We start from the raw sequence: 10537 nt of genomic DNA on the forward strand, positions 1-10537 counted from the left end.
GCGCTGGCGATCATCAATCCGTCTTCCGAAATCAGCGCGCTGGCTTCGAGACCGGGAGAATCGCTTTGCAGCTTGCGCAAAATCTTGTTCAGCTCATCAAGTCTCGACATTTTTTCCTCCTTGACGCCACGCAAGCAATCGACAATTGCGGCGGGCAAACCGACTTTGTCGGCGTTTGCGGGTTCAGGCGGCAAATCTAGCGTCGTCCGTGCGTCGGAGTCCGGCGAAACATCTTGCCCAAGCTTCTCACCAAAGACGTTTCCGGTCCGAGCGAACTGGAACGAGGCTCTGGTCCCTTGTTTCATGGCGAATTTGCTGACGCGGGCCTCCAGTTCTTGGCGTGAAACGGCCGCTGCTTTTGAAAAGGCCAGCGACTGCGGCGCAACGCTCCCGACTTCGGCCTCGACCCGGGCCACAGCCTTGTCGAACTCGCCATATTCCTCATTCAGGCTGGCTTGCGCTGCGCCCGTCCGCGTTCCCACAACGACCTGCGTCATGGCCCGGCGCGCCGAGCGATAGATGTTTTGCCGCGCCAACGGATCAGCCGCCGGCGCTGACGCCAGGGCGCGCTTTAGCAGAGGATAATAGTCGGTCATCGCTGATTTTCCGGTCAGGACATTGGATTGCGACAAAGGTTAACGGAACTTAACGATCTCCATACCGTCAATTTTGCAACATCTGTTTGATTTAGCTCAATTTTGACAGCCAGCGCCGCCGTTTTCAGGATTTAAAGGCAGAGGCTCAGCTCGACCCGTGCTTGACTTTCGCCCGCCGCCCAGCGCAATTTCCGCCGCGCGCTTGCGCGATAGAATTTTGGCTTGGGAGGCGAAACCGTGGCCCTGTGCATTCGATTGGGCGCCCTTTTGGCGCTTTGCGCTTTGGTCAGCGGTTGTGACCCCTGCGGCGGCCCTCTGAAATTCAATAAATTCCCCGGCGTCTGCAGCTACGACCAGCCAAAATAAGGGCGACAGAGCGCCGGCGAGGACGCATTTTGAGCGAGCGCCCCATCAGACGGCCGCGCAAGCGGTCGCAGAAAAGCATCGGACTGATCGGCCTCGGCGCCTTCGGCCGGCTCACCGCCGCCCATCTCGGCGCACATTTTCCGATTTTGGGCTACGACCCGATCGTCACGGGCGAGATCAAGGGCGTGACCCTACGACCGCTGGCGGAAGTCGCCGCCTGCGACGCGGTGATTCTCGCCACTCCGGTGCCGCAACTCAGCGCAGTAATTGCGGCGATCAGCCCTTATCTGCGTCCCGGCGCGCTGGTGCTCGACGTCGGCTCGGTCAAGGTGATTCCGGCACAAATCATGCTCGCCGAACTGCCGGACCATGTCGACATCGTCGGCACGCATCCGATGTTCGGGCCGCAAAGCGCGCGCGGCGGCGTCAAGGGACTGAAAATCGTGCTATGCCCGATAAGGGGACGCCACGTGCGTCCACTTGCCGCCTTTCTGCGCAATACTTTCGGGCTCGACGCGATCATAGCCACGCCCGAGGCGCATGACCGCGACGCGGCGATGGTGCAGGGCCTGACCCATCTGATCGCCAAGGTTCTGGTGGAAATGGAGCCCCTGCCCCGGCAAATGACCACCGCCAGCTTCGATCTGATTTTTCGCGCGATCGAGATGGTTCGTTACGACGCGCCCGAGGTTTTCTACGCCATCGAGCGGATGAACCCCTATGCCCCGGACGTGCGGCGGCGCTTTTTCGCTCTGGCGGCGGAATTGGCGGAGCAGCTAGAGCAAAACGGCGAATCTAAAAAATCAGATCCAATTGAAACGGCCGGCTGAAAACACCAGCACCCGCCCCTGCCATATGTCTGCGACGGGGGCGCGTTCCGCCGGGAGTCCGCCTATCAGCGTCATCAGCGCGCGGGCGACGCCACCGTGCGACACCACGACGCTCGGCGCCTTTTGCGCCTCCAGCCAGGGTTCGAGCCTCTGCGCCAGATCGGCGTAGCTTTCGCCGCCGGGCGGGATGAAATTCCATTTGTCGGCTTCGCGCGCCTTGGCCAATTCGGGATCGAGGGCGCAAACCTGCGGCCAGGTCAGCCCTTCCCAGCGTCCGAAAGTGAACTCGATCAGCCTGTCGTCGAACTCGCCGCCCTCCGGCGGCAATCCGAGTTCGGCGCGCGCCAGCCCCAGGGTTTGCCGCGTGCGCAGCAGCGGCGAACACTGGAACGAGAGCGTTGCGGGGTTTTCGCCTTGCGAAAGCAGCAGTTTTTTCAGCTTGCGTCCGGCCCGCGCCGACTGGTCCCGCCCGAGGGGGTTCAGCGGCACGTCCTGCCTTCCTTGCAGCCGTCCCTCAGCATTCCAGTCTGTCTCGCCATGCCGTAGAAAATACAGCCGCGGCGGAACGCTGCGCTTTGGGACGCCGCAGGTCATTCTTTTCTGGTGATATCGGGCGCGTTAGGGTTTTTCATACCCACCACATGATAACCGGCGTCGACGTGGAGGATTTCGCCAGTTACGCCGCGCCCCATTGGCGAGAGCAGGAAAACCGCGCTTTCGCCGACCTCGTCGATGGTGACTGTGCGGCGCAACGGCGCATTATATTCGTTCCATTTGAGAATATAGCGGAAGTCGCCGATGCCGGAAGCCGCAAGCGTCTTGATCGGGCCGGCCGATATGGCGTTGACGCGAATGTTCTTCTCGCCGAGATCGGCGGCGAGATAGCGCACGCTGGCCTCCAGCGCCGCCTTGGCCACACCCATCACATTGTAATGCGGCATCCATTTTTCCGCGCCGTAATAGGTCAGCGTCAGCATCGAGCCGCCGTCCTTCATCAGCTTTTCCGCACGCTGGGCGATGGCGGTGAAGGAATAGCAGGAGATCATCAGCGAGGTTTTGAAGTTTTCCTCGGATGTATCGACATAACGGCCCGTCAGTTCGTCCTTGTCGGAAAAAGCGATGCAATGGACCACGAAATCGAGTTCCCCCCACAATTTCTCGACTTCCGCGAAAACCGCGTCGATCGAGGCGGAGTCGGTCACGTCGCATTCGCCGACCACATGGGCGTTGAGTTCCGCCGCCAGCGGCCGCACCCGCCGCTCCAGCGGCTCCCCCTGATAGGTCAGGGCGATCTCCGCCCCCGCAAGCCGGGCAGCCTTGGCGATTCCCCAGGCGATGGAGCGATTGTTCGCCAGACCCATGACCAGCCCGCGCTTGCCACGCAGGACTCCCATGTGAGTGTTCAGGGTGGCGTCCGCTACGTTCATCGTCATTATCGATCCCAATTTTTCTTGTGCGGCCATTTAGCCTTGCCCCGCGCCAGAGGCAAGTGCGTGCGGGGCGCCGCTCAAAGCCTCAGGCGTATGCCGCCGTCCGACCTTTACCGGGCCGTCACCCGATCTTTGCCCGCTTTAGGCCGGAAAACGCCGCACACCGGAAAAAAGGCGCCGCCTCCTGGCGCTGGCTGGAGCGGAAATGTGTAAGCTTTGTTAACATTATTTGACCGCGCGATGGCAGTTTTGCGCGTTTTTCGCGGGCGCTAATCGAATCGAGCTCCGCAGTGGCTCATTTTGAATTTCAGCAGGCCAGCCCAGCCAGTGCAAAGCTTAATGTTTCATCGCCACCGTGAATTCCCCGGCGGCGATTCGTTCGGGCAGGCGTCCGGCGAAGGCCGAGACGGCTTCCTCACCATAGGTTTCCACCAGCTCCTGCAGAGCGGCGAAAAGCGCGGCATGAGCGAAACTCTCGCTTTCGATCCCAGCCAGGATCGCCTCTGCAAAAGCTTCCGTTACGTAAGCCAGGGCCGCCCGACGTTCGTCTTCGGCGCCAGTGAGTTCGAAATGGGGAGATTGTGCGGAGGTCATGATGCAAACGACCTTAGCGGGCATAGCCATTCGAAGCGAGCGACGACTTAAGAAACGGTTAATGCTACGGCGGCGGTTTTCAAGGCCTCGCCACACGGATCAAACCCGCCGCCGACGGCAATTCAGTTGGCGCGATATTGGGTGGATATTTCATGCGCAAGCTGCGCGCCTTCATCGAGGAAGCGGCTGCGCGCCAGCATGGCGTTGGGCGTGCAGACGCGATAGCTGAATTCGTAGCCTCGCAATCCTCGATTGAAGGCGCCGGCGAGTTTTTCACGCAGCGAGGGTCCGGTCGTTTCAGCGGCCATCAGATCCTGCATTCTTTCGCGCCAGAGCGGATCTTCAGATGAGGATTTGGCGGCGGCGCAAATGGTCTGGAAGTAGGCGAGAGCGCCCATGATTTCGGAAAGCCGCAGCAATTGCGGCTCATAGGGCGGCGGCGGGCCTTCGACGATCGCTGGAGCGGGCGCTTCAGCCTTGGCCAGCGCGGTCGCCTTGTTACTCGACTTCAAGCGCCTTTCGGCCTCTTTCAACTTGGGTCGGTGCAACTTGTTTCGCGCCGCCGACCGCTCCGATTCGCGGCGGAAGATTTCATGGGGGGGGTGGCGCCTCATTTCGGCGTTTGGCGGCCGGGACGGGCGATTGTCAAAAAACGGAAAGAAGAATTGCGCCCGCGCCGGACTTCCAGCGACCAGGCCCAGCCCGCAAAACACCAGCATCGTTCGCCGAAAAGATGGGGAAAATATCATCGCGCTCCGTCCACGATTCTCTTCGCCTCGGCGAGGATATGGGGCAATCCCGGCGTCAGGAGAAGCCCGGAAAGATTTTCCGGCGCCCGCCAGACGATTTCGCCCGCTTCGGCGCCTGCCCTGCCCTCTCCGTCAAGCCAGAGGGCGGCGAACGACAGAATGACATAGTGACGCTCGACCCGCCCGGAAAAATCCCGGACGATATGCTGAACGGGCTGGTTGAAGCCGACCAGTCGCGCCAATACTCCGGTTTCTTCGCGCAACTCTCGCAGCGCGGCCGATTCGAGCGTCTCTCCGATCTCGACGAGCCCACCCGGCAAGGTGAAAAGATCGGCATAAGGCGCAGCGGTGCGGCTCGCCAGCAGGACCTCGCCCTGGCGAAAGACCGCTATGCTGACGGCCAAAGCGGGCTGGGACGGAAAATGACGGCGAGATTGGCTCACGGATATAGATGCTCGCAAAGCCAGTCCCCTTCCGGCGCGGGACGGGTGAAGCGCTGCCTTTCATGCAGGCGAAAAGGGCGGTCGGTCCAGAATTCGATCTCGACGGGCCGAATGCGATAGCCACCCCAATGTTTCGGGCGGGGAACCTCGCCAAAGTTGAATTTGGCGGCGTAGAGGGCGACGGCCTTTTCCAGCGCGAAACGGCTTTCCAGCGGGCGCGATTGCCGGCTGGCCCAGGCGCCGATCCGGCTGTCGCGGTGACGGCTGACGAAATAGGCATCGGATTCCTCGTCCGAAACCTCCTCGACCGACCCGCGAAAGCGGAATTGCCGGCGCAGGCTCTTCCAGTGCAGAACCCCCGCCGCTTGCGGCTGACCGGCCAGTTCGCGGCCCTTGGCGCTCTCCTTGTTGGTGTAAAACACGAAACCGTCGTCGTCGAAGCCCTTCAGCAGCACCATTCGCGCATTGGGCAGGCCGTTTTGATCGACGGTGGCGAGGCACATTGCGTTGGGATCGTTGATCTCGCGCGCCTCCGCGTCGTCCAGCCAGTGGCGGAACAAAGCAAATGGCGCATGCGCCGGCTGATGGTTACCACCCGTTAATCCGTTCATCCCATTATGGCTCCCGGTTTAATTCCGTCGGACATCGCCCGCCTTGTACCTTTCTTTGCCCACGCTCCATAGTGAACCGACGCCGCGCGGGCCGCAATTGCGGTCGCTCGCCAAAAAATTCGCGGCCTGCGCGACGATTTGCCAGGCTTTGGCCGGTTGCGCCCTGACGCCGCTGGCGCCGGGCGGCGATGTGGAGACAACCGGTTCGATCGCGCCGGTCGCGGCAAAAAAACCGCCCGGACTGCCTACCGCCCTCGACGAGGAAGACCGTCGCCGCGCGCTCGGGGCCTTGGCAATTGCTCTCGACCCGCAGGGCAACGGCGCCAGCGTGCATTGGGACAATCCGGTCAGCAAGGCGCACGGCTCGGTCACCCCGGCCGGATTCGCCTATCCCTCCAACGACCTGATCTGCCGGGATTTCCAGGCGCAGTTCAACACCGCTCAAGGACCCGCGACAGCGCGCGGCGCCGCCTGCCGCGACAAGAGCGCTCAATGGACCGTTGCCGAATGGCGTCCGGCGAAAAAGGACTGAGCACGTTTAGCGCGTCCCGTCCCCCTTGCGCTGGAGCGGGGTTGCGCCCAAATAAAGGCCAAGACAAACGCCGGCGCCTGCGCGGGCCGAGGACGATTTGGGCTTATCGGAATAATGCGCGATCCTTATCAAATACTCGGCGTCGCCAAGGACGCCTCCCACGCCGATGTGAAAAAGGCGTTTCGCAAACTCGCCAAGCAGCACCATCCCGACCAGCATCCGGATGATCCCAAGGCGAAGGACCGATTCGCCGAGGCCAACGCCGCTTACGAAATTCTGGGCGACGAGAAGAAGCGCGCCCAGTTCGACCGTGGCGAGATCGACGCCGAAGGCAAGCCGCGCCATCCCGGCTTCGAGGGCTTTTCCAGGGGCGCAGGGCCTTTCGGTCAGGGCGCGGGTCCCGGTGGCAGGCGCGGCCCGGGCGGCGCCGAACATTTCGAATTCAATTTCGGCGGCGGCGGCGCCGGTTTCGACGCGGCCGACATTTTCTCCGACCTTTTCGCCGGAGCGCGCGGGCCACGCGGCGCCGCGGGGCGGCAGACGCGGGAACCGGGCGCCGATATCGCGCTCGAGACCGCCGTTTCGCTGGAGACTGCGATTCACGGCGGCAAGGCGCGCGTGCTGATGCCCAATGGCCGCACGCTGGAAGTCGCGATCCCGGCTGGGATCGAGGAAGCCAAGCAGATTCGCCTGCGCGGCCAGGGCCAGCCTAGCCCTAACGGCGGTCCTGCCGGCGACGCCATGGTGACGGTCCGCTTTGAAAAGCACGGCCTGTTCCGCATCGAGGGACGCGATTTGCGCCTCGACCTGCCGATCACGCTCTACGAGGCGGTGCTCGGCGCGAAAGTCGAATCACCGACGCTGGGCGGAAAGGTTGAATTGACCTTGCCGCCGCATAGCAATTCGGGCCGTACCTTGAGATTGCGCGGAAAGGGACTTCCCGCGGCGGGCGACAAGCCGGCCGGCGATCTTCTCGTCACCTTGCGCATCGTCCTGCCTGAAGGCGCTGACGCCGATCTGGAAGAGCTTATGCGCCGCTGGCGCGCCGACAAGCCCTATGATCCCCGGACCGATCTGAAAAAATAAACAAAAAAGCCCCGCTCCGACGGTGTCGGGTCGGGGCTCAAAGCCTTCTTCTGGTCGAATCAGGGGCAGACGTCCCAAAAACCGCTACGTCGTGACTGGTCGGTGTAATACCAACATAGACCTGGAGCTGGCGGTCGCGTGGCTGCGTAAGCGGCGGCGCTCCCTGCGGCGATGAAACCGATGGCGGCGCCTGCCGCGATCGCCCCGCCCGGCGCCCAACGATAGCCGCGCCCCCAAGCGCCGCGTCCGCCAACGACGACCGCGCCGCCCCGATAGGCGCCCCCACGGACGCCGCCACGATAAACGCCGCCCCGAACCGCGCTGCCACGATAAGCGCCTCCGCGGACCGCGCCGCCACGAACGGCCACGCCGCGACCGCCGCCGCCCCTGACGACGCGCGCGAGCGCCGGCGAAACTTCGCCCGATTCCGGCGGCGGCGCGATCGGCATGGCCAAGGCTATGTCGGCAAACATGAACATGGCGGCGACGGCAGCAGCGAACAAGCGCAATTTACCTGGATTCATTTCCCTACCCTTGTGGCGAATGACAGCAACGAGGCCGACCATGATTTCGACGGCCGACCCGTTGGGGGTCGGCCGCTCTTGCTTCAGCTTGCTTTTTCGGCAAGCGCCAGTTTGTGGAGCAGGCCACCGATGGCCCCGCCAACCAGCGGCGCGGCCCAGAACAGCCAAAGCTGTTGCAGCGCCCATCCGCCTTCGAACAGGGCAGGACCGGTCGAGCGGGCCGGATTGACCGAAGTGTTGGTCACGGGAATGGAAATCAGATGGATCAGGGTGAGAGCGAGTCCGATGGCGATCGGCGCGAAACCCGCCGGAACCCGGGTTTCCGTCGAGCCGAGAATAATCAGCAGGAAGAAGCCGGTCAGAACCATCTCGATCACCGCGGCGGCGAGCAAGTCATAGCCGCCGGGCGAATGGGGACCATATCCGTTGGAGGCGAAGCCGCCCGCCATCGAGAAATCCGGGCCACCGGAAGCAATCACATAGAGCACGAAGGACGCGGCCACCGCGCCGATCACTTGCACGATGATATAGGGGACGAGTTCGCCCCAGGAGAAACGGCCGGCCACGGCGAGGCCGAGCGAAACGGCCGGGTTGAAATGACCGCCGGAAACCGGACCGAAAGCATAGGCGCCGGTGAGAACGGTGAGGCCGAAGGCCAAGGCGACGCCGGCGAAGCCGATGCCGAGATGCGGAAAGGCGGCCGCCAGGACAGCGCTGCCGCAGCCGCCGAAGACCAAAAGGAAAGTGCCAAGAAATTCAGCGAGAAGTTTTGTAGACAAGGAATACTTCATTTGTCGACCCCAGGTGAAGAGGATTGGATTTTTTCAGATGCGACCGCCAAAGTCAAAGCTCGAGTGGCCGTCGTGATGGGCGCTCCGGATTGCGCCGGCTGCGACTGACGAATGTCTTGTCTTCGTCGCTTTGACCGCGTAACGGGCGGTTGCCAAGGTTGGCGAAGCGCGCCGGCGACGGGGATTGGCTCGCCAGGGGATCGACAAGTCATGAACTGGCGCTGGGTCGCGGATTGGATATGGGGACTGCCGCTGTTGATCCTGACGGTGGTTTTTCACGTTTCCGTCTTCGTTATGATGGTCAGGACGCTGCGCAAGGCGCATGCCGGCAAGACAAACCACCGCCGCCGCCATTTCATCGCCAACATCGCCGTGATCGCGCTTGGCGCGGCGGCGCTCCATTCGTTTGAAGCAAGCCTGTGGGCCACCCTCTATATATGGGTGGGCGCCCTGCCCGACGAAGTGACCGCTATGCTCTATTCGCTCAGCGCCATCACCAGTTACGGTCATGCCGGCGTCTTTCTGGAGGACCGCTGGAAACTTCTCGGCGCCATCGAGGCGATGAATGGTCTCATTTTATTCGGACTGACGACAGCCTTCCTTTTTTCCGCCATTGAAGAGGTCACGTCGCCCAAATCGCAATGACGGACAGCGTCCAGAATTTCATCGATTTGGAGAACTCGACGCGGCGACGGGCGCTCCCGCGATTGAACCCGTCCGGGGGCCCCGCTGTCGGAGAGACCGTTGGGCCAAGTTTTGGCGATCGGGGTCTCGTCCCAACGAGGCTCTATCAATCGCGGGTCGCGCCGGTGATCGGCGGGGTCGAGCAGGCGCCGGCGAACGTGGCCAAAGCCATGACCCGCCCGACGCCGGCGTCCTGCGCCAACCCGGGCTCGCGCCAATAGAGTGGTGCGGGCGGCCGGACTTGAACCGGCATAGCCTTGCGGCTGAGGGATTTTAAGTCCCTTAATAGCTATTTTTTATCGTTGACTTTCAATGTATTATAACACTTTCAGAATTTTCGTACAAATACCGTATAAATAAGGCGTACAAAAATACCGCCTCTGGAACGGTGATTACGGACTTAACGCGGCAGCGATAATGCCAGAAATCGCGCTTTGATCGACACCGAGAACGCGCGCCGAATCGAACGGGATCAGCGACGAAACGAACGCCCTGTGACAGCCTTTAATGCAGCGCACCCTGCCCCGCCGCACCTTCAAAAAAGCTCTTGATCCCTTCGTCCTTGATCGCAATCACGGCCTCGGCCAACGCCGCCTCCTCAGACTCGAATGGCTCTTCCCAGACGGTCGAACAACCATCGCTGGCAACGATCTCTAACGACCATTCTGTATCTTCGAGGGGGTAAATGGCGATCTCGACGCGCTCGCCGTTTTCCTCATCGAACCGCGAAACGCCGTCTTGAAACCGCGAAACCGGTTCGGTTCCTCATTCCGGCGTCGAACCAAGGACAACACATTCCGCAGTCGGCAGCTTCACTCGCGAAATAGATGACCGACCCTTAAGCGTGGTCACAGCGCCTCGGCGCTATTTCGATTCTAATCAATCTTCAGCTCGTCAATAGACCGGGGCGATGGTAGTCTTGAAAATATTGCCGCTGTGATAGGGGGAGATCATTATGATCACGCTTGTAATTGGAATCCTGATTACCGTCGTCGTTGGCGCCATCTTGTTCTGGGTCATCGATAGATTTTGTCCCGAAGCGCGACTAGCGCAGCTTCTCAAGCTGCTGGTGGTGCTCGTCTGTCTGGGATCGATTGTGTCTCGGGTATATCCGCTGCTTGACTTCGGTTCCTCCGCGCCAGAACAGACGCCGTAAAACTCGATGCTCCGCGCTGCCGTGTCGGCTTACCGCATCTGAGCGGAGTCAAACCTCGGAGACGATCCACGGTTAAACGGTGGGAGCTAACCCGTGACGAAGCTTATCTCTTGTCTTTCTATCGCTCTGACGCTCGCCGCCTCAG

The 10537-nt window shown here is 61.7% G+C and carries 13 protein-coding genes and 1 pseudogene; 5 read left to right on the plus strand and 9 right to left on the minus strand.

From position 1 onward, the window contains the following. Positions 1-596 (minus strand): annotated as a pseudogene (locus tag ACLP2E_RS08605) (hypothetical protein); the annotation flags it as partial. A 395-nt stretch (positions 597-991) separates the two neighbouring features. On the opposite strand from ACLP2E_RS08605, the gene ACLP2E_RS08610 reads away from it, so the two are divergent. Further along, positions 992-1792, plus strand: a complete 801-nt coding sequence (locus ACLP2E_RS08610; RefSeq protein ID WP_442465684.1) for a prephenate dehydrogenase/arogenate dehydrogenase family protein — start codon at positions 992-994, stop codon at positions 1790-1792. On the opposite strand, the gene ACLP2E_RS08615 is transcribed toward ACLP2E_RS08610, so the two are convergent. The 6 genes from ACLP2E_RS08615 to pdxH all read right to left on the minus strand — a co-directional run bounded on the left by ACLP2E_RS08615 (position 1766) and on the right by pdxH (position 5619). Beyond that, positions 1766-2386 (minus strand): histidine phosphatase family protein, encoded by a 621-nt coding sequence (locus ACLP2E_RS08615; RefSeq protein ID WP_442461636.1) that lies wholly within the window; start codon positions 2384-2386, stop codon positions 1766-1768. The two genes, ACLP2E_RS08610 and ACLP2E_RS08615, sit on opposite strands and share 27 nt — an antisense overlap. Beyond that, the gene (fabI, locus tag ACLP2E_RS08620; RefSeq protein ID WP_442461635.1) at positions 2383-3225 is read right to left on the minus strand and encodes an enoyl-ACP reductase FabI; all 843 of its coding nucleotides are present in this window, start codon (positions 3223-3225) and stop codon (positions 2383-2385) included. The genes ACLP2E_RS08615 and fabI overlap by 4 nt, the downstream gene beginning before the upstream one ends. A gap of 333 nt (positions 3226-3558) precedes the next feature. Further along, complete coding sequence (locus ACLP2E_RS08625; protein ID WP_442461634.1) at positions 3559-3816, minus strand: hypothetical protein; 258 nt, start codon at positions 3814-3816, stop codon at positions 3559-3561. 122 nt (positions 3817-3938) lie between these two features. Beyond that, a complete protein-coding gene (locus ACLP2E_RS08630) occupies positions 3939-4328 on the minus strand; it encodes a TIGR02301 family protein (protein ID WP_442461633.1) in 390 nt (129 codons plus the stop codon). Positions 4329-4561: 233 nt separating this feature from the next. After that, positions 4562-5008, minus strand: a complete 447-nt coding sequence (locus ACLP2E_RS08635) for an NUDIX hydrolase (protein WP_442461632.1) — start codon at positions 5006-5008, stop codon at positions 4562-4564. Further along, positions 5005-5619, minus strand: coding sequence for a pyridoxamine 5'-phosphate oxidase (gene pdxH / locus ACLP2E_RS08640; protein ID WP_442461631.1), 615 nt, complete (start codon positions 5617-5619; stop codon positions 5005-5007). The genes ACLP2E_RS08635 and pdxH overlap by 4 nt, the downstream gene beginning before the upstream one ends. Positions 5620-5662: 43 nt before the next feature. Here pdxH and ACLP2E_RS08645 point away from each other — a divergent pair, with 43 nt between their 5' ends. Beyond that, positions 5663-6151 (plus strand): RT0821/Lpp0805 family surface protein, encoded by a 489-nt coding sequence (locus tag ACLP2E_RS08645; protein WP_442461630.1) that lies wholly within the window; start codon positions 5663-5665, stop codon positions 6149-6151. A 114-nt stretch (positions 6152-6265) separates the two neighbouring features. Then, entirely contained in the window at positions 6266-7237 is a 972-nt protein-coding gene (locus tag ACLP2E_RS08650; RefSeq protein ID WP_442461629.1) for a DnaJ C-terminal domain-containing protein, read from the plus strand. A 59-nt stretch (positions 7238-7296) separates the two neighbouring features. On the opposite strand, the gene ACLP2E_RS08655 is transcribed toward ACLP2E_RS08650, so the two are convergent. Together ACLP2E_RS08655 and aqpZ are read right to left on the minus strand one after the other, a co-directional pair. Beyond that, entirely contained in the window at positions 7297-7761 is a 465-nt protein-coding gene (locus ACLP2E_RS08655; protein WP_442465685.1) for a hypothetical protein, read from the minus strand. A gap of 83 nt (positions 7762-7844) precedes the next feature. Next, positions 7845-8552 carry an aquaporin Z gene (gene aqpZ, locus ACLP2E_RS08660; RefSeq protein ID WP_442465686.1) on the minus strand — a complete coding sequence of 236 codons (708 nt, stop codon included), beginning with the start codon at positions 8550-8552 and terminating at the stop codon, positions 7845-7847. A gap of 210 nt (positions 8553-8762) precedes the next feature. Between aqpZ and ACLP2E_RS08665 the strand changes: the two genes are divergently transcribed. Both ACLP2E_RS08665 and ACLP2E_RS08670 read left to right on the plus strand, forming a co-directional pair. Next, the gene (locus tag ACLP2E_RS08665; protein ID WP_442463733.1) at positions 8763-9197 is read left to right on the plus strand and encodes a hypothetical protein; all 435 of its coding nucleotides are present in this window, start codon (positions 8763-8765) and stop codon (positions 9195-9197) included. Between the two features lie 994 nt (positions 9198-10191). Continuing rightward, complete coding sequence (locus ACLP2E_RS08670; protein ID WP_442463734.1) at positions 10192-10392, plus strand: hypothetical protein; 201 nt, start codon at positions 10192-10194, stop codon at positions 10390-10392. The last annotated feature ends 145 nt before the right edge of the window (positions 10393-10537 follow it).

The organism is Rhodoblastus sp. (assembly GCF_052145335.1).
Classification (GTDB): domain Bacteria; phylum Pseudomonadota; class Alphaproteobacteria; order Rhizobiales; family Beijerinckiaceae; genus Rhodoblastus.